General features: G+C 36.0%; 22 protein-coding genes. 7 read left to right on the top strand and 15 right to left on the bottom strand.

Annotated elements, in window-relative coordinates:
- Positions 1 to 292: 292 nt before the first annotated feature.
- The 3 genes from glpD to cobT all read left to right on the top strand — a co-directional run bounded on the left by glpD (position 293) and on the right by cobT (position 4,953).
- Positions 293 to 1,825 carry a glycerol-3-phosphate dehydrogenase gene (gene glpD, locus HWV54_RS06520; RefSeq protein ID WP_005865517.1) on the top strand — a complete coding sequence of 511 codons (1,533 nt, stop codon included), beginning with the start codon at positions 293 to 295 and terminating at the stop codon, positions 1,823 to 1,825.
- A 753-nt stretch (positions 1,826 to 2,578) separates the two neighbouring features.
- Entirely contained in the window at positions 2,579 to 3,559 is a 981-nt protein-coding gene (gene dusA / locus HWV54_RS06525; protein ID WP_005865515.1) for a tRNA dihydrouridine(20/20a) synthase DusA, read from the top strand.
- Positions 3,560 to 3,945: 386 nt separating this feature from the next.
- Positions 3,946 to 4,953 (top strand): nicotinate-nucleotide--dimethylbenzimidazole phosphoribosyltransferase, encoded by a 1,008-nt coding sequence (cobT, locus tag HWV54_RS06530; protein WP_005865513.1) that lies wholly within the window; start codon positions 3,946 to 3,948, stop codon positions 4,951 to 4,953.
- Positions 4,954 to 4,985: 32 nt separating this feature from the next.
- On the opposite strand, the gene HWV54_RS06535 is transcribed toward cobT, so the two are convergent.
- The 6 genes from HWV54_RS06535 to topA form a co-directional block, all read right to left on the bottom strand.
- Positions 4,986 to 5,465: an Lrp/AsnC family transcriptional regulator gene (locus HWV54_RS06535; protein ID WP_005865511.1), complete on the bottom strand. Its 480-nt coding sequence runs from the start codon at positions 5,463 to 5,465 to the stop codon at positions 4,986 to 4,988.
- Positions 5,466 to 5,484: 19 nt separating this feature from the next.
- Positions 5,485 to 6,120, bottom strand: coding sequence for a uracil-DNA glycosylase family protein (locus HWV54_RS06540; RefSeq protein WP_005865509.1), 636 nt, complete (start codon positions 6,118 to 6,120; stop codon positions 5,485 to 5,487).
- Positions 6,121 to 6,144: 24 nt separating this feature from the next.
- Complete coding sequence (locus HWV54_RS06545) at positions 6,145 to 6,699, bottom strand: thermonuclease family protein (protein ID WP_005865507.1); 555 nt, start codon at positions 6,697 to 6,699, stop codon at positions 6,145 to 6,147.
- 322 nt (positions 6,700 to 7,021) lie between these two features.
- Complete coding sequence (gene rpmG / locus HWV54_RS06550; protein ID WP_005865506.1) at positions 7,022 to 7,189, bottom strand: 50S ribosomal protein L33; 168 nt, start codon at positions 7,187 to 7,189, stop codon at positions 7,022 to 7,024.
- A gap of 1,315 nt (positions 7,190 to 8,504) precedes the next feature.
- Positions 8,505 to 10,793, bottom strand: coding sequence for a ribonuclease R (gene rnr / locus HWV54_RS06555; protein WP_005865504.1), 2,289 nt, complete (start codon positions 10,791 to 10,793; stop codon positions 8,505 to 8,507).
- A 3-nt stretch (positions 10,794 to 10,796) separates the two neighbouring features.
- Positions 10,797 to 13,385 (bottom strand): type I DNA topoisomerase, encoded by a 2,589-nt coding sequence (gene topA, locus HWV54_RS06560; RefSeq protein ID WP_005865502.1) that lies wholly within the window; start codon positions 13,383 to 13,385, stop codon positions 10,797 to 10,799.
- 262 nt (positions 13,386 to 13,647) lie between these two features.
- Between topA and HWV54_RS07105 the strand changes: the two genes are divergently transcribed.
- The gene (locus HWV54_RS07105; protein WP_005865500.1) at positions 13,648 to 13,854 is read left to right on the top strand and encodes a hypothetical protein; all 207 of its coding nucleotides are present in this window, start codon (positions 13,648 to 13,650) and stop codon (positions 13,852 to 13,854) included.
- Here the strand turns inward: HWV54_RS07105 and dprA are convergent.
- The 4 genes from dprA to HWV54_RS06580 are packed head-to-tail and all read right to left on the bottom strand — an operon-like array spanning position 13,784 to position 17,880.
- Positions 13,784 to 15,016: a DNA-processing protein DprA gene (gene dprA, locus HWV54_RS06565; RefSeq protein ID WP_005865499.1), complete on the bottom strand. Its 1,233-nt coding sequence runs from the start codon at positions 15,014 to 15,016 to the stop codon at positions 13,784 to 13,786. The two genes, HWV54_RS07105 and dprA, sit on opposite strands and share 71 nt — an antisense overlap.
- Positions 14,988 to 15,608 (bottom strand): glycerol-3-phosphate 1-O-acyltransferase PlsY, encoded by a 621-nt coding sequence (plsY, locus tag HWV54_RS06570; protein ID WP_005865497.1) that lies wholly within the window; start codon positions 15,606 to 15,608, stop codon positions 14,988 to 14,990. The genes dprA and plsY overlap by 29 nt, the downstream gene beginning before the upstream one ends.
- Positions 15,609 to 15,625: 17 nt before the next feature.
- The gene (locus HWV54_RS06575; RefSeq protein WP_005865495.1) at positions 15,626 to 16,921 is read right to left on the bottom strand and encodes a dihydroorotase; all 1,296 of its coding nucleotides are present in this window, start codon (positions 16,919 to 16,921) and stop codon (positions 15,626 to 15,628) included.
- The gene (locus tag HWV54_RS06580) at positions 16,918 to 17,880 is read right to left on the bottom strand and encodes an aspartate carbamoyltransferase catalytic subunit (RefSeq protein WP_005865494.1); all 963 of its coding nucleotides are present in this window, start codon (positions 17,878 to 17,880) and stop codon (positions 16,918 to 16,920) included. The genes HWV54_RS06575 and HWV54_RS06580 overlap by 4 nt, the downstream gene beginning before the upstream one ends.
- 125 nt (positions 17,881 to 18,005) lie before the next feature.
- On the opposite strand from HWV54_RS06580, the gene HWV54_RS06585 reads away from it, so the two are divergent.
- A complete protein-coding gene (locus HWV54_RS06585; protein ID WP_005865492.1) occupies positions 18,006 to 19,634 on the top strand; it encodes an acyl-CoA dehydrogenase family protein in 1,629 nt (542 codons plus the stop codon).
- On the opposite strand, the gene ruvX is transcribed toward HWV54_RS06585, so the two are convergent.
- Positions 19,619 to 20,098 carry a Holliday junction resolvase RuvX gene (gene ruvX, locus HWV54_RS06590; RefSeq protein ID WP_005865490.1) on the bottom strand — a complete coding sequence of 160 codons (480 nt, stop codon included), beginning with the start codon at positions 20,096 to 20,098 and terminating at the stop codon, positions 19,619 to 19,621. The genes HWV54_RS06585 and ruvX overlap by 16 nt on opposite strands.
- Before the next feature lie 139 nt (positions 20,099 to 20,237).
- Here ruvX and gatC point away from each other — a divergent pair, with 139 nt between their 5' ends.
- Positions 20,238 to 20,525, top strand: coding sequence for an Asp-tRNA(Asn)/Glu-tRNA(Gln) amidotransferase subunit GatC (gene gatC / locus HWV54_RS06595; protein WP_005865488.1), 288 nt, complete (start codon positions 20,238 to 20,240; stop codon positions 20,523 to 20,525).
- 31 nt (positions 20,526 to 20,556) lie between these two features.
- The gene (gatA, locus tag HWV54_RS06600; protein WP_005865487.1) at positions 20,557 to 22,041 is read left to right on the top strand and encodes an Asp-tRNA(Asn)/Glu-tRNA(Gln) amidotransferase subunit GatA; all 1,485 of its coding nucleotides are present in this window, start codon (positions 20,557 to 20,559) and stop codon (positions 22,039 to 22,041) included.
- Positions 22,042 to 22,118: 77 nt separating this feature from the next.
- Here gatA and HWV54_RS06605 read toward each other — a convergent pair whose 3' ends face one another.
- The 4 genes from HWV54_RS06605 to HWV54_RS06620 are packed head-to-tail and all read right to left on the bottom strand — an operon-like array spanning position 22,119 to position 25,730.
- Positions 22,119 to 22,829 carry an ABC transporter ATP-binding protein gene (locus tag HWV54_RS06605; protein WP_005865485.1) on the bottom strand — a complete coding sequence of 237 codons (711 nt, stop codon included), beginning with the start codon at positions 22,827 to 22,829 and terminating at the stop codon, positions 22,119 to 22,121.
- Positions 22,816 to 23,598: an ABC transporter ATP-binding protein gene (locus HWV54_RS06610; RefSeq protein ID WP_005865483.1), complete on the bottom strand. Its 783-nt coding sequence runs from the start codon at positions 23,596 to 23,598 to the stop codon at positions 22,816 to 22,818. Before HWV54_RS06610 ends, HWV54_RS06605 begins: the two co-directional genes overlap by 14 nt.
- Positions 23,595 to 24,653, bottom strand: a complete 1,059-nt coding sequence (locus HWV54_RS06615; RefSeq protein WP_005865482.1) for a branched-chain amino acid ABC transporter permease — start codon at positions 24,651 to 24,653, stop codon at positions 23,595 to 23,597. The genes HWV54_RS06610 and HWV54_RS06615 overlap by 4 nt, the downstream gene beginning before the upstream one ends.
- Complete coding sequence (locus HWV54_RS06620) at positions 24,654 to 25,730, bottom strand: branched-chain amino acid ABC transporter permease (RefSeq protein ID WP_005865480.1); 1,077 nt, start codon at positions 25,728 to 25,730, stop codon at positions 24,654 to 24,656. It abuts the gene before it with no gap.
- Positions 25,731 to 25,738: the final 8 nt, after the last annotated feature.

A 25,738-nucleotide genomic window follows, 5' to 3' on the forward strand; every position in this document is an offset into this window, starting at 1 on the left:
GTGAACTATATGAAAACTCTTGCTTATATGCAATAAAGCATTTATCTATAGTGTGTATTTAGTCGTTTACAAAGAAAACATTAATTTTTTTCTTTAAGAAGATTTCATAATGATGCATATTTGCGATGATTATGTTCTTTAACGGCTGAAATATGCTGTTTTCATTTATGAGATATCCAAAATATTTTTATATATTTATTATGGAAAAAAGTACGTTAATAATCCAGTTAAGAACACTTGTATTGACTTTTTACTGTTATTTTATTGATTACAGTAAAACAAATTAAATTGAATGATAAAAAGTAAAATTATGAAAAGCACAACGCATTATGATCTGTTTATCATTGGTGGAGGGATAAATGGGTGTGGGCTGGCAAGAGATGCAGCTGGACGCAAGTTTAAGGTGGGGTTGGCGGAGAAGGATGATCTTGCCTCTGGGACATCAAGTGCATCGACAAAGCTTATTCATGGCGGTCTTCGTTATCTTGAACACTGTAAGTTTAGATTGGTTCGCGAAGCATTAAAAGAACGCGAGATTATTTGGCGTATGGCTCCACATATTGTGCGTCCTTTGCGCTTTCTTCTCCCTTATCATAAAGGGTTGCGTCCTGTTTGGATGTTGCGTTTTGGACTTTTTCTTTATGATTATTTAGGCAATTGGAATCAAAAGCTATGGCGTAGTAAAACAATTAATTTTTCAAAAAGTTTTCACTCTATACTTAAGGAAGAGTATCGTAAAGGTTTTGAATATTCTGATGCAAGAGTAGATGATGCGCGTTTGGTTATTGCTAATGCTCGTGATGCAGAAAAGCAAGGTGCTGATATAAAAGTACGAACAGAAGTTCTCTCTTTAAAGAGAAAAGAAAAAAAATGGTTTATAATTCTTCGAAATAAATTAAGTGGTAAAGAATATTGTGTCACGGCTTCTTATGTTGCAAATATGACGGGCCCTTGGATTAATCATATTTTGGCAAACGTATTAGATTGTAAAGAGAATCCCCCCGTACGACTTGTCAGGGGATCTCATATTCTGGTTCCCAGGCTTTATGCCCATGATCGTGCTTATGTTTTTCAAAATAGTGATGGACGTGTTCTATTCTCCATTCCCTATCAAGAAGAGTTTACATTACTTGGAACAACAGATTGCGATCATCAAGATGATCCTGCTACAGTTCATATTACGGATGCTGAGATTGATTATATCTGTACGGCAGCGAGTGAATATTTTATACAACCCATATTGCGTGAAAATGTTGTGTGGGCTTATTCTGGTGTTCGTCCACTCTATGATGATGGATCTTCAAAGGTACAAGAAATTACACGTGATTACGTTTTGAAAGAAATGGGTACGGGAAATGTACCACGAATTCTTAATCTTTATGGTGGTAAAATTACAACTTATCGCAAGTTAGCTGAAGATGCGATGAAATTTGTTGAAAGGGCGCTTGGAAAGAGGGGGACACCGTGGACAGAAAACTCAACACTTCCAGGGGGGGATTTTCCATATAATAAGCTGGATACAATTGAAAATAAGATAGCTCTTTTGATTCCAGATTTAGATGCTTTTACATATCGCAGACTTGCACGCTCTTATGGTTCGGAGGCGTTGATGATATTTGCAAATGGTAAAGCGGATAAAGGAAAAGATTTTGGACATGGACTCTACGAAATAGAAGTCAAATGGTTAATAGAAAAAGAGTGGGCTAAAACCTGTGAAGATGTATTGTGGCGCCGTTCAAAACTTGGGCTTTTATTTAATGAAAAAGAGATTAATATTCTTTCTAATTATATGAAAAGCCAAAAAGAGATAAAACAAAATTTATAATAATCTCAATTTGTTACAAAGCTTATCTGAGTACTGAAAACATCTTCCTTTGGGATGATGGTATAAGAAACATTTATGCGTGTTAAAAGTAAAATAGTCATCTATGTCTGTTTTTCGTTTTCTTTTGTATCACCCAAGAATAGAATATTGAAATTATACGAAATATTTGTGGCAAGACTTTTCTGTAGATTTTATAAAATGAAATAAATGGTTAGTAGGAAAAAGCAATTTGATTATAAAATGTGTACGGGAGAAGTGTTTTCATCCTTTGGATGATAAGGAAGCCAAAATATCTTAGGGAGCATCTATTTGTACAATAACCCAATGAATTGAGAAATGTTGAAGGAAAAGAAGCTATAATGATACGTTTGTATAATATTTTCGTTTATTATATGTCATCTTCAAAATATCTTAGAGACTATGTTGGATAATACAGCTATAGCTTAAAAGATCTTGTGAATAGTAAAGAGAACCATTCAAATAGATCTTTTATGTGACCACTTTCATATCTCTTATAGTATCAGATGCTTGGAGTATAATATCTGGAAATCATTTATTAAAAGCAGTGTATTGTATTTTTCTTTTATATTGGTTTTAGCAAAAGTTTTACAATAGGAAAGGGAAATTAGATAGAAAGTTGTTTCTACATTTTTAAGTGGAGGTAAAGAGAATAAAACTTTCTATGTAGCAAAAAAGTGGAAACTTTGTCTTATAATAGGAAGCGTTTAATGGAAATGGGTGAGTAATCTTCTTATGATATTTTATGGTTCTCCATCATCAGTAAAATTTGCAGTAGCTCCAATGTTGGGCTGGACAGATCAGCATTGCAGATTTTTTTATCGTCTTTTAACGAAAAAGGCACTTCTTTATACCGAAATGATTGTAGCCGATGCTGTAATCCACGGTGTTCGCGAACAAATGTTGGCTTTGAGTCATAAGGAACATCCAATTGCCTTGCAGTTAGGAGGGGCAGATTCGAAAAAATTAGCAGAGGCTGCGCGAATTGCTGAAGAATTTGGTTATGATGAAATAAATCTCAATGTTGGTTGCCCTTCAAATCGTGTTCAAGCGGGTGTATTCGGTGCTTGTTTAATGTTACATCCTGATACTGTAGCAAGTGCTGTAGAAGCTATGAAACAAGTGGTTACTATACCTGTAACTGTCAAATGTCGTGTAAGTGTGGACGAGCAGGATGAAGAATTAGCTTTAGATCTGTTAGCTGATAAAGTTTGGAACGCTGGGTGTGATGCACTTTGGGTTCATGCACGCAAAGCGTGGTTACAAGGGTTAAGTCCAAAAGAAAACCGCAATATTCCCCCACTGAGTTATGAAAGAGTTTATAGATTAAAACATAAATATCCTCATAAATTCATTGGAATAAATGGTGGAATTAAATCGATTGATGAGATCAAAGAGCATTTGACTTTGTGTGATGCTACTATGGTTGGTCGACAAGTTTATCATAATCCAACTTTATTAAAATATATTGATTTTGAAATATATGGTGGACCACAATGTGATCTAAGTGATGCTGATCTTATTGAAATCATGTGTGATTATGCAGCTCGACATATCGCATTAGGAGGGCGGCTCTCTCATGTAACACGTCATATGATAGGTTTATTTCATGGACGAGATGGGGCACGTCGATGGCGTCAAATATTATCAAATGATGCAACAAAAATTAATGCGGGAACACATGTTTTAAAAGAAGCTTTTTCTGCTCTCATTTAACCACAGTTTACAGATTAATTTATATTAGAGCTTAAATTCCCTAAAGTTTATTTCTTTACGAAGATTTTTAACAATCTAGATTTTTGAATTTCGGAAAGCTATCACTTTGATAAAGGAGAAAATTTTCGTGCTAAATATTTTAAATATGTGTGATGACGATGCTACTCAATATGGAAATAGCTTAAGCTTATAATAAAAAATAAGAGGCTCTTAATATTATATTTAAAATCAATAGAACAGCCACTTTGTTAGAAATAACGTGCAAAAACAGTTTCACTCATAATGTTAGTGTTTTTAAAATACTGTTAAAAAAACAAGAAATTATTCATATCCTATATATATGACGAGATTCTCATTAAACATTGTAGATTTTTAAAGGTATCTTCATGACCGTTAGTCCATTTGATGATTTTCGCGCTTTACTCACAAATTTACCTGTTGCTGATGCGTTTTCTATAACATTGGCAAAAAAACGGCAAGAAAAATTAACAAAAGTTCAAGGAACTCTGGGAAAATTGGGAGATATTGCAGTTTGGTATGCAGGATGGAGAGGCGCAGAAAATATCATAAAACAGCCTTTGGTTGCTATTTTTTCTGGGAATCACGGCGTTACAGAGGAGAATATTACACCATTTCCACAATCTATGACACAAAAGATGGTACGAAATTTTGCAACTGGTGATGCTGCTATTAACCAAATCTGCATAGCTTATGATCTTGGATTGAAGATATTTGATTTAGCACTCGAATATCCTACAATGAATATTACCAAAGACGCAGCAATGGATGAGCGTAGTGCAGCTGCTACAATGGCATTTGGAATGGAGTCCATTGCTGGTGGAACAGATCTTTTGTGTATAGGTGAAATGGGCATTGGAAACACAACGATAGCTTCAGCTTTATGTTTAGCATTGTTTGGTGGGGATGTTGAGGAATGGACGGGTAGTGATATGGGATCGGAGGGAGAATTTTATCAGCGTAAAATTGCAGCGATCAAGACAGCAGTTTCTTTACATAAGAATCATTTTAATGATCCTTTTGAAATCATGCGTCGTCTAGGAGGGCGTGAAATTGCTGCTATGATTGGTGCCATTTTGGCAGCAAGAATGGAAAAAGTTCCTGTTATTTTAGATGGTTTTGTAGCAACAGTGGCAGCAGCAGTCCTTTATAAAATGCACCCAAGAGCTCTTGATCATATTCTTGTTGGGCATGTTTCTTCTGAGACGGTACATCGTAAACTGTTAAAAAAAATTGGCAAAGAACCGCTTTTAGATCTGAAAATGTGCTTTGGCGAAGGGACAGGTGCGGCCATGGCAGCTGGTATTGTCAAAGCTGCTGTTTTGACTCACACAAAAATGGCGGTTTTTGAACAAGAAGATTTAATTAAAGGATAATAACGGGTTGAAAGAATCCTTTAAGAGCTTTACTAACTCGTTTTTTCTTGTAGTTTTATGTAATTGAGTGGAAGTTCTGTTGTATATTTAATCTGTTCCATTGCAAAAGAAGATGAAACATCACGGATATCAATTTTAGTAATTAATTTCTTGTAAAAAAGATCATAAGCTTCAATATTAGGAACGACAACACGCAATAAATAGTCAATATCTCCACTCATTCGGTAAAATTCAATAACTTCACGAAATTCTCGCACAATTTTTGAAAAACGTTTAAACCATTCATGGCTGTGTGTGCTTGTACGAATAGAAACAAAAACAGTAACGTGGGCATTTACTTTTTCTGGAGAAAGTACAGCAACACGACGCTGAATAACACCATCCTCTTCAAGTTTTTGAATTCTACGCCAGCAAGGAGTTGTTGAAAGACCAACTCTTTTTGCAATATCAGCGACAGAAAGTGTCGCATTTTCTTGTAAAAGATGTAAAATTTTCCGATCAAGACGATCCATATTTTTTCTCAAATTCACTTTATAAAAATTTACGTACTAAACTACGCAGATGTATAATTAGCTCATCTCTAAACCATGGATTTTTTTGTAACCAAGAAGTGTTACGCCATGAGGGATGAGGTAAAGGCATTACATTATAGCCTCGAGGTTGGCGTATGGAAAGAATATTTCTCCAATCATTAACGGTTGCTGAAACAGTTTTATGTTTTAATTCTGTAATATGCCATTTTTGTGCATAACTTCCAATAGCAAGGACAAGCTTTATTTGCGGCATTGCTTGAAATACTTTCTCATGCCATATTTCACGACATTCACGTCTTGGTGGTAAATCAGATTTATTTTTGTCGTAACCTGGAAAACAAAATCCCATAGGAACAATGGCAAAGAGAGATCTATTATAAAATTCTTCTTTCGTGACATTTAACCAATGACGCAATCTTTCGCCAGAACGATCATTAAAAGGGATAGAAGTTTCATGGACACGCAACCCAGGTGCTTGACCTGCGATTGCAATGGAAGCTGTATCAGATAAATAAACTACCGGTTTTGGTTCATGAGGAAGAGGAGGGAAATAACATGGTTTCTGGATACAAATGCGACAAGAATAAATTTTCTTTTCGAGTATTATAATTTGTTTACAGTGTGATTGCTTCATTGGAAAGTAGGAAATTAAAAAATATTATTCTGTTCGTGGATGTGCTCTTCGCCATGCTCTCGGTCGTTGAAAACTTGATTGCCATATTCCTTTTTTTTTCTTTCTGGCTTCTTGCTCTTCTTCAGGATAATCATAATAATTTATAGCCCAACCATTACGTACAAGCATTGCGTTGATATTGCTTATTTTTTTTGTTTTGCATGTTGCAAGAATGCGGCGATATTTATCTTTTTTATGCCAGTAACATGTAACCGGTTGATTTGCTATGAGTTGTTCTAAATATTTTTTTGCCTCAAGCCCACATGGATAGCGTGTCTCCTTTTTACCACAGAATTGATGAAGTTCAGGAGCATCAATTCCTGCAAGCCGGATCATGACAGAAGAAATCATGATTGAGTCACCATCAATAATAAATGCGTAATCTTCGATAACTGTTTGAGAAGAAAAAAATTCTTTTTGAGATAATATTTGAGTGTATTTAAAATAAACTATAATAATTATAGTAGTAACAAAAATACTAAAACCAATAACCTTTAGCTTAAAACTCTTTTGATAAAAATAGAAAAAATCTTTTTTCATGAAATTAAAGAAACTGCTACTATAATATATCTTATTTATTGAGAATTGCTATAATTTTTGCAAAAAACTTTCATTATCCTTGATAAAAATAGGATTCCATTTTAATAATATATCAAAATAGATCATATACAATATCATAGTAAGACTTATGAATATGAAAGCAATCAAAAATAAAATAACCCATTCCTAAAAAGCACACAGATTACAAATACACAATTTTCTTTAACTAAAAAAAACACTCTTCAAAAAATAATCCTGAAGAGCAAAATCGTATTTAAAGGGGGAGGGAATGCAGAAAATACTAGTTAAACAACATAGCTCATTATTTAATTTTTGTTTCTTTAAATTCAACGTGTTTTTTTATAATTGGATCATATTTACGTTTGCTCATTTTATCTGTCATTGTACGACTATTTTTCTTTGTCACATAGAAAAAACCAGTATCTGCAGTTGACAAAAGCTTGATCTTAATAGTTGCTGCCTTAGCCATAATTTAAGATTCCTATTTATACCGAAAACAATATTTTTTGCTAAAAATCTATTTTTAATGTAATCAGATTTTATAGCAACACTACGGATGTTCTAAAAAAAGTCAAGGGCTGATTAATTTTCTCGTAAGCTGCACAAACATCAAAATCATATATAAGCTAAAAACAAAGTCATAGCTGCTGAGAAAACAAATGGTTTTAAAATATCTAGGTCTGAACAATAGTAGTTGATCTATTAAGTATACTGATTCCATATCAAAAAGTAAAAGCAACATTAGCACTAGAAAGTTCATATTCTTTGAAATGTACACCTAGATATGTGAGCTCGATTGTATAAAGAACAGCAGGTACATTTCTCAGGAAACAGAGATCAAACATCAAAAAATATTGGTGTTTTATTATTCATGGTAACATGAAAATTCCCACAAAACTTAAGATAGTCCAGCTCATAAGAGAATAACGTCGATTTTTTGTTTAATTGCTTATAAAACTAGTAGAGGTTAAGAGGAAATATTACCAAGTGTGTGTTGCCATAAAGGGTGCAGCCTCTTATTATATTCAATGGATGAACTAAAAGAAGTTATAAGGGGTAAAGTTTCCATTTAGAACAGCAGCGTAGACAAGATCTACTATCACTGAGCTAAATATGAAAGAAATAGGGAACAAATAGCATATACTACTTCTTTTGAAGTTCTGAACTGAATTTCCAAGCTACGAGAATTGTCATAGAAACAAACACAACTCCTTACAAAAGTTATGAAATCGTGTATTCTTACTTTTTCTAATAGCATGCAATCTATCGCAAATCTTAATCGTAATATGATAGCATAAATAGAAAAAATTAAACTACATTTTTTAGGTGGTGCACAATTGTTTAATCAAAAACTCTAATAGGATAAACAGAATTTTATAGTGAAACGTATAATATAAATATTTAAATGACCCAAATCCATATTAGTTCAAAAAAATGGAATCTTAGAAAATTTAAATACTTTATCATTATCAATATTGCTTGAGCAGTATCTAGGTAGATATAAAGCGAATTGAACAGTAAAAATCGTTTCAACGATTGCACGCAAAGAATTATTTTAAGAATTCAAAGATTTTTTAACATAATTAATGATTAATTGTATCGTTATTTATTATGTTAATAAAAAATTAAATTAATATGAAATAAATACAAACACATACCTTGTATATTTTCTAATTCATTTAATAAAAATCTCTTCTAAATTACTTTATTATATTCTAATATACCATAAATAAAAATTAATTAATAAAAATTGTAATAAGAATTTTAATTTTTTCTTTTTAGTTTTAGTTAATATTTCTTCTTCCATAAAAAGCATATTTTTGTTTTTTTGTTATAAATTTGTTTTTATGGTGGCATCTAGATGAAAAGGTTTTTGGAGAAGGTTCTGTTAAGAGCTCAAAGCATAAAGCACCAGCAAAAGGCTGTACTGTTATAAGCTTCACCTTTACGATATCACTTAGTTGATAACCTTTATGACTGCGTTTTCCAACAAGAGTATGTTTTATTTCATCGAAATAATAATAATCATTTTTAAGTGTAGAAATATGCACAAAACCATCTGTATTAAGTTTGTCAAGTGTAATAAAAAGCCCTGCTTTTGTGATTCCAGAAACACGACCTGTAAAAGTACAGCCTATTTTGTTGGTTAGATAGTGTGCGACAAGCCGATCAATGGTTTCTCTTTCAGCCATCATTGCACGGCGCTCATATAAGGAAATTTGTGTGGCAATTTCCGCAAGATTTTGTTCTTGTATCTCTGTTAATGGGTCATTTCCCAATTTTAGGGCTTTAATAAGTGCTCGATGAATAATAAGATCAGCATAACGACGTATTGGTGAAGTAAAATGTGTATAGTTATGTAAGTTCAAACCAAAATGACCAATATTTTTGGGATTATATTCTGCTTGAGATTGTGTGCGTAAAATAACTTGAGTGACCAATTCTTGTTGTTGGGTATTCATGGTTTTTTCTAAAATGCTATTAAGGCGTGCTGATGTAAGCTCTGCACTCCGAGAGAGTGGTATCCCCAAACTTTGAAGAAAACTTCGCAGTATTTCCTGTTTTGCAAGAGAAGGTTTATCATGGATACGATAGATGAGTGGTTGATGATGTTCTTTTAATGTTTCAGAAGCTGCAATATTTGCTTGGATCATGAATTCTTCAATCAAACAATGTGCTTCTAGGTGTGGTTCACTCATAACATCTTTGATGCATCCATTTTGATCGAGGATAATCTTTTTTTCTGCTATTTTAAATTCTAGCGGTTGTCGGCGATTCCGTGCGATTTTGAGACACTCATAAGCTTTCCATAAGGGTTGCAAGACACTCTCGAAGAAGGGCGCTATTTTTTCATTTATATTTCCCTCAATTGCTAATTGTACTTCTTGATAAGAGAATTTAGCGACTACACGCAGCATAATACGATGAAAACTATGTTTTCGTTTGTTACCGTTTGCATCAAAAACCATACGAACGGCTAATGCTGGCCTTTCTTTGCCTTCACGCAGAGAACATAAATCATTAGAAATATGTTCTGGTAGCATTGGCACAACATGATCAGGAAAATAAATTGAGTTTCCTCGTTTTAATGCTTCTTTATCTAAAGCGCTTCCCGTTTTAATATAATAAGAAACATCTGCAATTGCGACGATAATAATCCAACCGCCACGATTGGCAGGGTCTTCATCTTTTGTTGCATAAACTGCATCATCATGATCTTTTGCGTCTGATGGATCAATTGTAATAAGTGGTAATTGCCTCCAATCTTCACGATTTTCTATGTTGGCAGGTTTTATGTGCTTTACTTGCTCAAGGACATCTTCGGGAAAAATATAAGGAATTCCCTTTGAAAGAAGAGCAATCATTGACAATGTTTTTTCACTTTCAATATGTCCTAAAACGTTCTTTATTTGTGCATTTTTCAGTCCATAACCAGTATTTTTTTTAATTTCAACTTCAACAAGATCACCAGATTTTATTTTCATTTTTGAAGATGTATTAGAGGTATCAATGATGAGTTTGTTCGTTTTTCTATCTATAGGGTCAAGCCGCCATTGATCAGTTTTTAATTTTTGTACAATACCAAATATGCTTTTGGGTGATATATCTATTTTACGGATAATTCGTCCTGTATAAGGGTAGTTTTGTGAAGTTTTATTTCTAAAAATTTTTACAAGAATATGATCTCCAATACCAATGTTTGCTCCTTTTATACGATGAGAAGAGTGTATTTCAATATTTGGTTTTGAATCATCTTCCCACTCAAGAGGTTGTGCGATCAAATCACCGTCTTTGTCGTGCTCGGTAATTTTTACCACAACAACTGGTGGTAATTTTCTTTTGTTTGTTGCTCTTTTATGCTGTTTTAATATAAGATTTTCTTTTTTTAGTTCACGTAATATATTTCGTAACCAGATATAAGAATTTCCTGTTAAGTTAAAAGCCTTGGCGATTTTGCGTTTACTTAATTGGTTAGGATTTTTGTTAATAAAGGAGATAACATCGGCTTTGTTTGGTAGCCGCTCCATGTTAATTGATTGAAAATATTTTATTTTTTTTTCGCCTTTAGCCAAAATTTATGTCTCTTTTCTTTTGGAAGGAGCTCTTTTTGTGGTTACTTTTTTACTGGAAGCTTTACCGGTTGCTTTTTTACGTGATGCTTTAGCCGATATAAGTTCTAATGCTTCTGAAAGTGTTACACTAATTGGTTCTTTATCTTTTGGCAATGTTGCATTAATTTTGCCCCAATTAATATATGGGCCATAACGTCCATTGCGTATGGTGATAGTTCCTCCATCAGGGTGATCTCCTAATGTGACAAGTGCTGTAGATGCTGTTTTGCTTCGCATTGTTTTATTTTCTTGTTTTTCGGCAAGTACTGTGACAGCACGATTGATGCCAATATCAAAAACTTCATCTGCATGAAGAAGAGGAGTAGACGTACCGTTATGCGTGAGGTAGGGACCATAGCGTCCAATAGTAGCTGTGATCATTTTGCCTGTTTCAGGATGTGTGCCAATTGCACGGGGTAGGGATAGTAAAGCCAAGGCTTTATCAAGAGTTATATTCTCTGCTTGCCATTCTTTTGGTAGCCCTACACGCTTGGCTTCTTTACTTTCACCAAGTTGAATGTAGGGCCCAAAACGTCCATTGCGAAGAGAGATATCTTTTCCTGTTTTAGGATCGACACCAAGCATAATAGGTTCGTCATTACGTATGACTTCATTTTCTTCTCCAACGTCTGTTCCAAGTTGGCGTGTATATTTGCACTCGGGATAATTAGAGCAGCCAACAAATGCACCATAACGCCCTAGCTTTAATGATAATTTACCGTTTGTACAGAGAGGACAAGAACGGACATCACTTCCGTCTTCACGTATAGGAAAAGCGAGAGGTGCTAATGTCACGTTTAAAACGTCAAGAACATTGGTTATACGTAATTCTTTGATATTGGTAATAGACGCATTAAATCCATCCCAAAAATCGCGCATTACATCTTTCCAAGAAAGTTTTCCATCTGATATAAGATCCAGTTTTTCCTCAAGATCTGCTGTGAATCCGTATTCTACATAGCGATTAAAGAAATTTTCCAGAAAAGCTGTAACGATACGCCCTTTAGCATCAGGAATAAGTTTTCGTTTATCAATTATAATATATCCACGATCACACAGTGTGGACAATGTAGATGCATAGGTTGAAGGACGACCAATCCCTAGCTCTTCAAGTTTTTTAATTAAGGAAGATTCAGAATAACGAGGAGGTGGTTCTGTGGTATGTTGTATAGCTTCAACTTTTTCTTTTTTAAGCACTTCACCAGCGTTCATTTGTGGCAAACGTGTTGTTTCGTTTTCTTCATTGTTTTCTTCCTCTAGCTGATCAGAGTAAATAGAAATAAAGCCATCGAAACGAATAACAGAACCTGTCGCCCGTAAATTTGCAAGATTCTCTCCTTGCTGTGCTTCAATTTCAACAGTTGTGCGTTCAATTTCAGCAGAACACATTTGACTAGCAAGGGTGCGCTTCCATATCAGCTCATAAAGCTTTGCCTGATCGTTGTCGAGAAAATTTCGTACTTGATTGGGAGTACGTTGAAAATCTGTTGGACGGATAGCTTCATGTGCTTCTTGCGCATTCTTTGCTTTTGTTGAATAAAGACGTGGTTTTTCAGGAATATAATTACTGCCAAAAGATTCATGAATCACTTTTCGTGCTGAATCAATGGCCTCTGGTGCTATTTGCACACCATCAGTACGCATGTAGGTAATAAGCCCTGCCATTTCACCATTAATTTCAACACCTTCATAAAGCTTTTGAGCAATTTGCATAGTGCGAGAGGCTGAAAATCCTAGTTTTGAAGAAGCCGCTTGCTGTAAAGTGGATGTTGTAAACGGAGGAGAAGGATTCTTCTTTATAGGCTTTGCTTCAACACTGAGTATACGATATTTTGCTTGCTCCAATATAAGGCAAATTTGATCTGCTTGTTCTTGAGATTGGATGTAAAGTTTACCAATTTTTTTTTGATTAAGCATTGTTAATTTTGCTTTAAAACCATCATTTCGGATAGTTTTAAAGTGTGTTATAATAGACCAATAATCTTCTTTAATAAAATGTTCTATTTCTGATTCACGATCACAAATAATACGCAAAGCAACGGATTGAACGCGACCAGCCGAACGTGCACCGGGAAGTTTCCGCCACAAAACAGGTGAGAGTGTAAAACCGACGAGATAATCAAGAGCGCGCCGTGCAAGATAGGCATCAACAAGTGATGTATCAATATCGCGTGGATTGTTCATGGCATCAAGTACAGATTTTTTGGTGATGGCGTTGAACACAACCCGTTTAATAGGTTTATTCTTTAAAACTTTTTTTTGACGAAGAACATCCAGAATATGCCATGAAATAGCTTCTCCTTCTCGATCAGGGTCAGTTGCTAAGATGAGGCTATCAGCTTCTTTGACGGCTTTTGCTATTTCATTTAAACGCTTAGCAGCAACAGAATCAATATCCCATTTCATAGAAAAATCTTGATCAGGCAGAACGGAGCCATCTTTTGCAGGCAAATCACGAACATGTCCAAATGATGCTACTACTTTGTATTGAGATCCGAGATATTTGTTAATTGTTTTTGCTTTTGCCGGAGATTCAACGATAACGATATTCATAATTTTACCCGAATGTTGAAATAAAAACTTTTTTATAAGCTCCTTTTACGCGAATAGCTAATGGCAATTGGTTAAGAGCACATAAAAAATATTAGTCATATAAAAAACATTAATATTGTACAACTTGTGATTGTTATTGTTAAAATACACCCTATATAAAGTTATATTGCTTATTTTTCCACTGTTAAAAAAAACATACGGCGAAATACTAAGATAACATCTATTGAGAAGTAGGAGGGGAAATGCTCAAAGGTAGAGGATTATGTTTATAAATCATTTAAAAATTATCCAATATATTACAGATATGTCAAAACAAATGAATCAAATGGCGCGTCAGGCGCATAGCCCACTTTTAGCATTGCTTTTGGATATGGTTGCCAAAGAAGGACAAAGCATTATTAATAGTGCTGAGACTCTTGGGGAAGATCCAAACTCGACAATGACACATAACCATCAGAGTGTCGAATAAGCTTTCCAGCAAGCTCAAGCTCCACCAGCAAGAGGTAGAGGTTTGGGAGTGAAACACCTGAATGGGTGCAGAGTGTGTCTAAATCAATTGGTGTTGTTGAAAGGGCTGAGAGCACAGCCACAAGTTCTGCGTCATCTTTAATTGAAGGGGGCTGTGAGGTTTTTTCATCAGGTGAACTAAAACTTTTCTTTCCAGGTTGAGGAGTGCTTGGTTCCTCAAAAAAGTTGAGTTGACAATTAAGAGCAGTCGGGGTTAAAGGGGTAAGTGTTTCTATGATGTCAGAGGGGTGAGTGGTTAGTAGAGCACCATCCTTGATGAGGTTATTTGTACCAACGGATCTTGGATCAAGTGGGGATCCAGGAACGGCAAAAATCAATCGCCCTATTTCGGCAGCTTGGCGTGCGGTAATTAAGGATCCTGATCGCAGCGCAGCTTCTACAACCAAGAGTCCAAGTGATAGACCAGCAATAATGCGGTTTCTTCTTGGAAAATCGATAGCGCGTGGCTTCCATGTAATCGGCATTTCACTGACGATTGCTCCACCGTTAGCGATAATATCCTCGTGCAGTTTTTTGTTTTCAGGAGGATAGATGTGATCAATTCCACCAGCCATTACTGCGACTGTACCTGTTAACAGACTTGCTTGGTGTGCAATGCTATCAATTCCACGGGCTAATCCGGAAATAATTGTAAAACCAGCTTCTCCAAGAAAACGAGCAAATTGAGCGGTAAGTTTTTTGCCAGCTGCCGAAGCATTTCGAGATCCTACAATTCCAACAGAAGGTTTCTGAAAAACAGAAACATTACCTTTTATGGCAATAAGTGGCGGTGCTGCTTCTGTGACTTTAAGAAAAGCTGGATAATCGGGCTCTCCTATACCAACAAACCGAATACCTAATCTTTCGGCTTTTTGCATTTCTTTTTCAGTATCTTCTAACGTTGCTATTCGGATAGGTGTATAAAGGCCGCTCTTTTTACTGAGTTCAGGAAGTGCTGCTAGAGCGTTTTCTGCTGTTTTATAATGATCAATAAGGTTACGAAAACTTACTGCTCCAATATTTTCGCTACGTAACAACCGTAACCAGTTCAGACGCTGCCGATCAGTGAGCAGAATCCCTTTATTCATCTCCGTTTTAAGTGCCAATCTTGTTTTCTTTCCCAATTAATAACCTACCGATATTTGCGTGATGCTTTATAACCACTAATATGCTCATCGCGCTCAGCATCCAATGAGCATAGAGAGAAGTATAAGAGAAATAAACAAATACTGGAGTCATAATAACAGCAATGAGCGCGGATAATGAAGAGTAGCGTGTGAGTAAAAAAAATATCATCCACACAATAATGAAAACAATTGCTGCTGGCCAGTAAAAGGCAAAACACACACCCAAATAGGTAGCAACACCTTTACCACCTTTAAACTTAAGCCATATGGGAAAAAGATGTCCCAAAAAGACAAAAAAACCAGCCAGTAAAACAATGGTACTGTTTTCTGTCGGATCACTTAAAAATTTTATAACAAGAACAGCAACAGCTCCTTTTAATATATCGCAAAGAAGCGTGAGAGCCGCAACTTTTTTATTTCCTGTCCGCAGAACATTTGTAGCTCCAATATTTCTCGAACCAATTGTTCTTATATCGCCAAGTTTGGCTAATCGCGTAAAAAGTAGGCCAAATGGGATAGAACCAATTAGATAAGATATTAGAAAGAGAAACCATGGATAAAACTGTAAAAGTGTTTCTATTTTATTCATTAAAAATCTCATTAAGTTTATTGATCAAGTTTAAAAATTGATTGTCCCTTAACAAAGGTCTGAAGAACGCGTCCTTGAAAGCGTGCATTTTCAAAAGGTGTATTTTTTGAACGTGAATACAACTTCTCTGTAGAAACTACCCATGGTTCATCAAGATCAACTAAAATAAGGTCTGCATAAGCACCTTTTTGGAGTGTTCCTGCATTGAGTCCAAAGAGTTTTGCAGGCGTCGTTGACAAAAGTTCAGTTAATCGTAGAAGAGATATGGCTTCATTATGATAGAGACGCAAAGCAGCACTTAATAAAGTTTCCATGCCAATAGCACCTGCAGCTGCTTCATTAAATGGTAGATGTTTTTTATCAATGCCCTGAGGATCATGAGAAGAAACAATAATATCCACTGTTCTATCTTTTATTGCTTCAATCATTGCTATACGATCTTCTTCTGTACGCAATGGTGGCATGAAACGGAAAGAAGTACAATATTCACCAATGTCATTTTCATTAAGAGATAAATGATGGATGGATACACCAGCTGAAATTTTCTCACTGCGTTGTTTAAATAGACGAAGCGTATCAGTAGACATTGCTGTCGATATTTGTGCAGCATGATAGCGTGTCTGTGTTAATACTGCTAACCGCAGATCCCTTTCGAGTGGGATGACTTCTGCTTCGCGGGGAATGCCAGGAAGCCCTAGCCAACTCGCTAAAAGCCCTTCATTCATTACACCTTTTCCTGTAAGGTCCTTATCTTGTGTTTCATGCATCAATGGAACATCAAAGTCGCGAGCATAAGTCATTGCCCGTCGCATAATAGATGAACTTTGAAGTGTTTTTTTTCCTTCACTAAAAGCAACTGCTCCTGCATCTTTTAACAAGCCAAATTCGGTTATTTCTTGTCCGTTGAAGCCTTGAGTGATGGCAGCGACAGGATAAATATTGACTGATGACATTTCCTGTGCTGTACGCGTAATAAATTTAACAAGTGCTACATTATCAATGATTGGATGCATCTCTGGCATCATAAGAAAGGAAGTAATACCACCTGCTGCAGCTGATTGACTTGCTGTTGCAATGGTATCACAGTATTCACTTTCTGGTTCTCTGACAAAGACACGTGCATCAACAAGTCCGGGTAGAATTGCTTTGTTTTGTGCATTAATAATTTCTGCCTCTTCGGGGATTCCTTGATTTAAGGCCTCATTTCCTGCAGCTGTAATCCGTCCATTTTCAACAATAATTGTGCCAATTTCATCGATTGTGCGTGAAGGATCAATAATACGGGCATTTTGAAAGACGATAGGCTTTGTCATATTTTTTCTCCACTTTGAGATCGTGAATCCAATAAAGCCTCCATGACAGCCATACGCACAGCGATTCCCATTTCCACTTGTGTATGAATCATACTTTGTGGTCCATCTGCTATATCAGATGCAATTTCTATACCTCGATTTATTGGGCCAGGATGTAGAATCATGCAATCGTTTTTGGCATAAGCCAAGTTTTCTTTATGCAAGCCAAAATAATGGAAATATTCACGAATGGAGGGAATAAAGGAACCTGTCATACGTTCATGTTGTAAGCGTAACATCATGATAACATCAGCATTTTTAAGACCTTCTTTCATAGTGTTAAAAACTTCAACACTCATATCAGCAATTCCTATGGGTAAAAGTGTAGAAGGAGCAACAGCACGAACTCGGGCTCCCAAAGTGTTAAGACTTAAGATATTAGAACGCGCAACACGTGAGTGTAAAATATCTCCACAAATTGCAACAGTTAATCCTTCAATACGCCCCTTTGTCCTTTTAATAGTTAAAGCATCTAATAAAGCCTGTGTTGGATGTTCATGGGCACCATCACCTGCATTAATGACACAACAATTAACTTTTTGGGCTAACAAAGCAGCTGCTCCAGCGCTACTATGGCGAATGACGAGTATATCTGGTTTCATTGCATTGAGGGTTGTGGCTGTATCAATCAATGTTTCCCCTTTTTTTATAGATGAATTGCCAATAGCCACACTCATTACATCTGCTCCTAACCGTTTTCCGGCTAATTCGAAAGAGGACTGTGTACGCGTGGAAGCTTCAAAGAAAAGATTAATTTGAGTACGCCCATATAATATAGATTTTGTTTTATCAATTTTTTTAGAAAGAGTAACATTTGCATCTGCACGATCAAGCAATGTAGTTAGGTCTTGGGCACTCAAACCTTTAATACCTAAAAGATGTTGGTAGGGGAAAAGGGGAAAAAAAGTATTTTGAGTCATAGCATTCTTTTTTATCTCTCTCTAAACAGATTAAACAAGCATTTATTTGAATATGATAAATGTTTTTTAACTGCAAAAAGACAAATAGTCTATGATATGAATAATTTGAATAATGGAATATGCCTATGAGTGCTGTGTCTACGCAAAATGCTCGCCGAAAAAATGCATTTCTTAGTGATACACTTATGTTTCGTATTGCTTCTACTTTGCCTAAGTTTTTATTAGCAAGTTTTGAAGAAATAGGAGATTTTGTAGCAAGTCGTGAAGCATGGGAGCACTCTTCTTTAGCGAATCGTTACCGACCAGTACTACGCTATAACGATGAATGGGGGCAGTTAACGGAAAAATTAGAGATACATTCTTCTTATCAGGTTCTTCAACAATATTCTAGACAAGCTGGTTTAGCGACTTCACTTTGGGAAAATACCATCTCAGAAAACGGGGTACGTTATCAAGCGCGTGCTATTCGCTTGGCTTTATCTGCTAGTTTGGAGACAGGGCATTTGAATGAGGTTATTATAACAAGTGCAGCTATTGCAGCCTTAATTAGTGATGTTGAGCTATACAGAAAGTGGCAAAATGTACTCTTATCACGCCAATATGATTTATCATCTAAGCCTATTAATAACAAAAAAGCAGCTTCACTTACCTGTGCTTTTGATGATGTTGAACAACGCGAAAAATACTCTTTCAATTTTCCCAGTGTTAAAAAAATTTCTTTTGATGAAAAAATGGGGCGTGATCTGTATCGTCTAAATGTTATAAAAACCAATGTTATTAATCCTGTAGCTGATGGATACCTTATTAGTGCAGAGTTAGATGGCCATTTAAGCTGCTTTTTAGTTCCACGTATACAAGAAAATGGTGCATTAAATGGTATAATATCGATTCGACATTTGGTGCAGCGTTCCGGAGAATCTTTAACTCCAGAAGGTGTTGTTGATTTTCAAGGTAGTTATGGTTGGCTTTTAGGAAGTGTTGGTGAGGGGCTTAAAGTTATCAAAGATATCGAAACAATGATGCGTTTTGATCAATCTGTTATATCGGCAGGAGTTCTGCGGGCTGCACTTCAATTTGGCATGGATTTTTTTCGGCAAAAAATGCTAGATAAGCCTTTACCACCACTTACAGAACGTATTTTTGCAGATATTGCACTAGATATTGCTGCCGCACAAGCATTGGTTTTACGTTTAGCACATGCATTTGACAATGCAGCAAATGATCGTTCTGAAGCAGCTTTTGCACGAATCATGACACCTATTATTGCTTATCATGTGAGCCAACTCGTCATGCCTATTATTAGCGAGATTATTGCACAGCTTGGCATTGAAAGTTTTGTAGAGGGAAATCCATTATCGCAAATGTTGTGTAATGGCCCTGCACGGATTGTGAGAAATAGTTCTGCTAATCAATTGGTAAAAGATGCAATCCTCATCGCTGAGAAAGCACCAGGATTGTTTCAGAAATTGTTAGAAAAAATTGCTATTGATATTGGACCAGCGGGGCCGCGAGCAATTGAGATTATTAAGTCTGCTGTAGAGATGGCATTGGCTAACGAAGGAGCGGGAAGATTCTTTGTTGAACAAGTAGCGTACGCAGCTGCAGCTGCATCGTTACGTTCTACAGATATAGAGAATGTGGCAAATGCTTATATGGAAAGCCGTCTTGGAGGACAATGGAGATCTTCTTATGGAATGCTCATTGCACGATATAATGCAGGACATTTGTTAAATGTTCTTTATCCTTCGATATGATGAAGATTTTGGATTCTGTTGAGAGCACCTTGTAATATGAAAGCGGCAGCTGCCGAATCAATGCGGGTTGCTCTTTTAGCACGCGATACATCCATTTCTAGGAGAGAGCGTTCTGCGGCAATTGTTGATAAGCGTTCATCCCAAAAAACAAATGGAATTTCTGTATATACTTTCATATTACTCACGAAAGTTCTAGTTGCTTGAGCACGAGAACCACTGCTTCCGTTCATATTAAGAGGTAAACCAATAATAATAACTCCTACGTTTTCACGATCAAAAATTTTTATGAGTTTATGGGCATCTTCCATAAATTTTTTCCGTTGAAGTACAGGACGCGGATTTGAAAAAGCAAGTCCAATATCAGATACTGCAATTCCAATAGTTTTTTTACCTAAATCTAAACCTGCTATTGTTTGCCCAGGCAAAAGATGTATCATAACTTCGTTTATATTAATAATAGCCATAGAGTCTATAATTTAAGTCTTTTAGTGTTTTAGGTTTATACTTATATTATTTATTCACGTATCAATATTCTTGCACTTGCAAACGCAGCCTTGTATAGCCAGTAATGAATATAAAAAATAAAAAGCGGAAAGGCATAGTATGTCTGTTGATCAAGAAACAGTCAAGCGGGTAGCACATTTAGCGCGTATTGCTGTCCATGGTGATGAAGCAGAACGCATAACAAAAGAACTCAATGCTATTTTAGGTTTTGTAGAACAATTGAGTGAAGTTGATGTCAGTAACGTTGAACCATTAACATCAGTGATGCCAATGGCATTACGAATGCGTGAAGATATTGTTGCAGATGGTGACATAGTAACAGATATCGTAGCAAATGCGCCTATTATGGAAGAGAATTTTTTTCTTGTCTCAAAAGTCGTTGAGTAATTTTTGGTATTTTAAAAGTTTGAGAACCAATATGACCGATTTAACAACCTTCACAATTGCACAAGCGCGTGATGCTCTCATAAAAAAAGAGTTCAAAGCAATTGAATTAACAGAAGCTTATTTAAAAGCAATTGAATTGGCTAATTCAACTTTAAATGCTTATGTGACAATAACAGCAGAACAAGCAAGAAAAATGGCTGCTGAATCAGATGTTCGTTTATCGAAAGGGAAAGGAAGGCTTTTAGAAGGAATTCCACTAGGAATTAAGGATCTTTTTGCAACACATGGTGTTCATACTCAGGCCTGCTCACATATTCTTGATGGTTTTAAACCTCACTATGAATCAACTGTGACCGCTAATTTATGGCAAGATGGAGCCGTTATGCTAGGTAAGCTTAATATGGATGAGTTTGCTATGGGGTCTTCAAATGAAACATCATATTATGGTCCAGTTATTAGTCCTTGGAGAAAAAACGGCTCCAATGAAAAACTTGTGCCTGGTGGTTCTTCAGGTGGTTCTGCAGCTGCTGTTGCAGCACAGATTTGTGCTGGTGCAACAGCGACAGATACAGGCGGCTCAATACGCCAACCAGCAGCATTCACTGGAACAGTAGGGATTAAACCAACTTATGGACGTTGTTCTCGGTGGGGTATTATCGCTTTTGCCTCATCACTTGATCAAGCTGGGCCTATCGGAAAAAATGTTCGCGATTGTGCTATTTTACTTAAATCGATGGCTTCTTTTGATGAAAAAGATTCTACTTCTGTTGATATGCCCGTTCCTGATTATGAAAGTTATCTTGGTCGATCAATCAAAGGAATGAAGATTGGTATTCCAAAAGAATACCATATGGAAGGGATGTCTTCTGAAATTGTCGAGCTTTGGCAAAAAGGAATAAATTGGCTAAAAGAAGCAGGTGCTGAAATAAGTTATATTTCTTTACCGCATACCAAGTATGCTTTGCCTGCTTACTATATTGTAGCTCCTGCAGAAGCGTCTTCTAATTTAGCGCGTTATGATGGTGTTCGTTTTGGTCTCCGCATACCAGGGAAAGACATCATTGAAATGTATGAAAAGACTCGTTCAGCTGGGTTTGGTGATGAAGTTAAGCGGCGTATTTTGATTGGAACTTATGTTCTCTCATCAGGTTATTATGATGCTTATTATTTGAGAGCTCAAAAAGTACGAACATTAGTAAAACATGATTTTGATCAATGTTTTGCTGCTGGGATTGATGCTATTCTCACACCTGCAACTCCAACACCCGCTTTTGGCATTGCTGATGAAAAAATAAAAAATGATATGGTGGCAATGTATCTTAATGATATTTTTACTGTACCAGTTAATATGGCTGGGTTACCAGGGATCTCTATTCCTGCTGGTCTTTCATCAAATGGTCTACCACTAGGATTGCAATTGATTGGTAAACCTTTTGCTGAAGAAGTTATTTTTCAAATAGCATACATTATAGAACAAGCAGCTGGAATGTTTAGCCCTGAAAAATGGTGGATATAATAACAGAAAAGCATTTCTCTCATACCAGAGAGATGCTTTTAGGAAGTATAAACCATTATGTTCATACTGTGTGGTTTTTATCCACCAAGGTATGCTTCTTTAACACGTGGATCAGAGAGCATGGCTTTGCTTTCGCCATGAAATAAAACATGCCCCACCTCTAAAATATAAGCATAGTCTGCAATGGAAAGTGCTGCAAATGCATTTTGTTCAATGAGAAGAATAGTTTTTCCCATATCGTTAATTTTTTGGATAATCGAAAAAATTTCTCGAACAAGAAGTGGTGCTAATCCCAAAGAGGGTTCATCTAATATTATCATGTCAGGATTACTCATGAGTGCACGGCCTACAGCGAGCATTTGTTGTTCACCACCTGACATTGTTCCTCCTAACTGTTTTGCTCTTTCACGTAGGCGTGGAAAGAGTTCAAATACCCATTCGATATCGCGGGCAATCCCTAGCTTATCATGACGGATATAAGCCCCTAAATATAGATTTTCTAAAACAGTGAGATGAGGCATAATGCGCCGTCCTTCAGGACTGAGAGCAATACCTAATTGCAAAATTTTTTCTGGTGACTTTTTGATAATTGATTCGCCTTTATAGGTAATTTCTCCATAAATAGATCGATTAAGTCCTGTAATAGAGCGTACAATGCTGCTTTTTCCCGCACCATTAGCACCTATTAAAGTTACTATACTTCCTTTTTTGATAGACATAGAAAGGTTTTGGATAGCTTTAATGGCACCATAATGAACATGAAGATTTTTGATTTTAAGAATATTCATAGAAATCTCCACCAAGATAAGCTTCAATAACTTTAGGGTTTTTACGAATTTCATCTGGTGTGCCATTGGCAATGCAACAGCCATATTCCATTACCCAAATATAGTGGGAAAGCTCCATAACAACTTTCATATCGTGTTCAATAAGCAGAATTGTAAGATCAAAGTCTTTTTGCACTTTTGCTATGAATTTTCTAAGATCTTCACTCTCTTGTGCATTCATACCAGCAACAGGTTCATCAAGAAGAAGTAATTTAGGTTCTGTTGCTAGAGCGCGCGCGATTTCTAAACGTCTTTGTATACCATAGGGTAGAGTTATTGCAGATTGATTGGCGAGGTGATCAAGTTGTAGTCGCTCAAGAAGCTCCATTGAATTTCTATAGACTTCTTTTTTCTCTTTCATTGCTTTTGGAAAAAAAAGAGCTGAAGAAAACCATGGATGCTTTTGTCTAATATGAGCTCCTACCATAACATTTTGTAAGACTGTTAACCCTGAAAAAAGGCGAATATTTTGAAAGGTTCGTGCAATGTGACGTCTACAGATAATATAGGGAGGAGCTCCAGAAATTTTTTGTTCATCAAAAAAAATGCTCCCACTGGTAGGGGTATAAAATCCGGAAATCATATTAAAAACAGTTGTTTTTCCAGCACCATTTGGACCAATTAAACCAGTAATTGTTCCTCGTTTGATTGCCATATTAATATTATTTACAGCAATCAATCCGTCAAAACGCATCACGATATCATTGAGTAAAAGGATGGTATCGTTCATAGCTTTTCCCCAGTATTAGAGAACTTCTTACGTGACAAAAAGCTATAAATCTTATTCCATGAAAATTCATTTTGTCCCAACAAACCTTTTCTCCAAAATAAGATAATAATGAGCAATAGAAGAGAAAAAACAACCATTCTGAGCCCTGGTGTTTCTGGGATATGTATAAAACCTAAGTTAAATGGACTTTCAATAATACGAAGCCATTCAAGCATGACTGTAATAATAATGCTACCAATAATGCTCCCTGTAATTGAACCAAGCCCACCAGCAACAACAATCATCAAAATATTAAAAGTTAGCAAGAAGTTGAACATTTTAGGGTCAATTGTTGAAATAAGAGAAGCCATCAATGCTCCCCCTATACCTGCAAAAAATGCACCAACAGTAAAGGAAAAGCTACGGTAGAAAAAAGCATTAATCCCCATTATTTTTGCAGCAATTTCATCATCACGAATAGCACGCAATACGTTACCCGTGTTGCTTCGCAATAAGAGAATAATAAAGATAACTGTGAATGCTAACCAACCATAGTTCCACCATAATGTCGCATTTTGAGGTATTCCTTTAATTCCTAAAGAGCCATTTGTTAAGGATGTTGTGTTTGTAATAACAATGCGAATAATTTCTGCAAAACCCAATGTTGCAATTCCAAGATAATCACCACTAAGTCGTAAGATAGGAAGTGCAATCAATAAACCTACAACTGCAGCACACAAACCACTTACAATAACGGCTAGAAAAAAAGGTAATTGCAGATGATGCAACGGTTCAGCTATAGGTTCAAGAATCCACATCATTTCTTTTTGTTCAGGAGAGAGAAGTAAAATTGCGCACACATAAGCACCAACGGCCATGAAGCCAGCATGTCCAAGAGAAAACATACCCGTAAAACCGTAAATTAAATTAAGGGAAATGGCTAATATCGCATTAATAGCAATAAGATTGATAATACGAAGTGTGTAATCATTAAAATGGTTATCAGCATAAAACAAGAGGCCTATAAAGACTAAAATACTGATACACGATAGAAAAGTTGTAGTGGATTTTACCATTTAAATTTTCTCCTGACTTTTTTTGCCCATTAATCCTGTGGGCATTATCAATAAAATCAGAATTAATAAAATAAAAGCAAAAGCATCTCGATATCCAGATAATGCGGGAAAGAATGCGATAATCATAATTTCAATGAATCCAAGTAACACCCCCCCAAACATTGCTCCTGGAATTGAGCCAATACCTCCAATAACGGCAGCGATAAATGCTTTGAGTCCAGGAAGAACGCCCATATAAGGATGGATTTGAGGATAACGTAGTGACCACATAATACCCGCGATAGCTGCAAGTGCTGAACCTATCCCAAATGTAAATGCAATGACTTTATTGACAGAAACACCCATCAAACGCGTCGTTTCAATATCATAAGAGATTGCACGCATAGCAAGACCAGGTTTTGTTTTATGGATAATCCATAGTAATAAAATAATGAGAATAAACGAAACAATAGGAACAATCAGAGACATGGGAGCAATTCTAATGATTTTATCCGTTCCTGCTTCTAAATACCATAAGAACGGTATTACAAGAAAATCTGGCTGTTTTACACTTTTCGGGACACCGCTAAAGAGTACAGTAGCAAGATTTTCAATAAAAAAGGAAATTCCTATCGCACCTATAAGCGCTGAAATACGCGGAGCATGGCGTAAAGGTTTATAAGCAAATTGATCAATAGTAATTCCCACAGCACTTGTAATAAAAGTTGAAAAACAGAGAGCTAAAATCCAAATCGGTGTAAACTCTTGTGGAGAAATTTTAAAATAATAAATGAACCCTAAAATAAGAATTAAAAAAGCAGCAATCCAATAAACTGGAGGATATTTTTTGAATCCTATAAACACCGAATAATAAATGAGAACAGCGAGTAATAAAAGAAGGATAGCAGCCCAAGCAGGCATAAAGCTAATTGTGGAAAAGAAAACAAAATACGCTCCCAACATAAAGATATCGCCATGAGCAAAATTAATGAGTCTCAGTATACCATAGACCATAGTGTAACCAATAGCGATAAGTCCATAAAGAGATCCTAATGCTAGTGCATTAAAAAAATACTGGATGAACATTTCAGTGCTCATCTTTCATC

Source organism: Bartonella alsatica (assembly GCF_013388295.1).
Taxonomy (GTDB): domain Bacteria; phylum Pseudomonadota; class Alphaproteobacteria; order Rhizobiales; family Rhizobiaceae; genus Bartonella; species Bartonella alsatica.

Bases quoted from the DNA above. Each gene is read 5' to 3' on its own strand.
- glpD (WP_005865517.1), top strand. From the start codon at position 293: ATGATAAAAAGTAAAATTATGAAAAGCACAACGCATTATGATCTGTTT.
- HWV54_RS07105 (WP_005865500.1), top strand. From the start codon at position 13,648: ATGTTTATAAATCATTTAAAAATTATCCAATATATTACAGATATGTCA.
- HWV54_RS06605 (WP_005865485.1), bottom strand. From the start codon at position 22,829: ATGAATATTCTTAAAATCAAAAATCTTCATGTTCATTATGGTGCCATT.
- HWV54_RS06540 (WP_005865509.1), bottom strand. From the start codon at position 6,120: ATGAAGCAATCACACTGTAAACAAATTATAATACTCGAAAAGAAAATT.
- HWV54_RS06580 (WP_005865494.1), bottom strand. From the start codon at position 17,880: ATGACTCAAAATACTTTTTTTCCCCTTTTCCCCTACCAACATCTTTTA.
- HWV54_RS06545 (WP_005865507.1), bottom strand. From the start codon at position 6,699: ATGAAAAAAGATTTTTTCTATTTTTATCAAAAGAGTTTTAAGCTAAAG.
- HWV54_RS06575 (WP_005865495.1), bottom strand. From the start codon at position 16,921: ATGACAAAGCCTATCGTCTTTCAAAATGCCCGTATTATTGATCCTTCA.
- gatC (WP_005865488.1), top strand. From the start codon at position 20,238: ATGTCTGTTGATCAAGAAACAGTCAAGCGGGTAGCACATTTAGCGCGT.
- gatA (WP_005865487.1), top strand. From the start codon at position 20,557: ATGACCGATTTAACAACCTTCACAATTGCACAAGCGCGTGATGCTCTC.
- HWV54_RS06585 (WP_005865492.1), top strand. From the start codon at position 18,006: ATGAGTGCTGTGTCTACGCAAAATGCTCGCCGAAAAAATGCATTTCTT.
- HWV54_RS06535 (WP_005865511.1), bottom strand. From the start codon at position 5,465: ATGGATCGTCTTGATCGGAAAATTTTACATCTTTTACAAGAAAATGCG.
- HWV54_RS06610 (WP_005865483.1), bottom strand. From the start codon at position 23,598: ATGAACGATACCATCCTTTTACTCAATGATATCGTGATGCGTTTTGAC.
- dusA (WP_005865515.1), top strand. From the start codon at position 2,579: ATGATATTTTATGGTTCTCCATCATCAGTAAAATTTGCAGTAGCTCCA.
- topA (WP_005865502.1), bottom strand. From the start codon at position 13,385: ATGAATATCGTTATCGTTGAATCTCCGGCAAAAGCAAAAACAATTAAC.
- HWV54_RS06615 (WP_005865482.1), bottom strand. From the start codon at position 24,653: ATGGTAAAATCCACTACAACTTTTCTATCGTGTATCAGTATTTTAGTC.
- plsY (WP_005865497.1), bottom strand. From the start codon at position 15,608: ATGAATAAAATAGAAACACTTTTACAGTTTTATCCATGGTTTCTCTTT.
- cobT (WP_005865513.1), top strand. From the start codon at position 3,946: ATGACCGTTAGTCCATTTGATGATTTTCGCGCTTTACTCACAAATTTA.
- rpmG (WP_005865506.1), bottom strand. From the start codon at position 7,189: ATGGCTAAGGCAGCAACTATTAAGATCAAGCTTTTGTCAACTGCAGAT.
- HWV54_RS06620 (WP_005865480.1), bottom strand. From the start codon at position 25,730: ATGAGCACTGAAATGTTCATCCAGTATTTTTTTAATGCACTAGCATTA.
- ruvX (WP_005865490.1), bottom strand. From the start codon at position 20,098: ATGGCTATTATTAATATAAACGAAGTTATGATACATCTTTTGCCTGGG.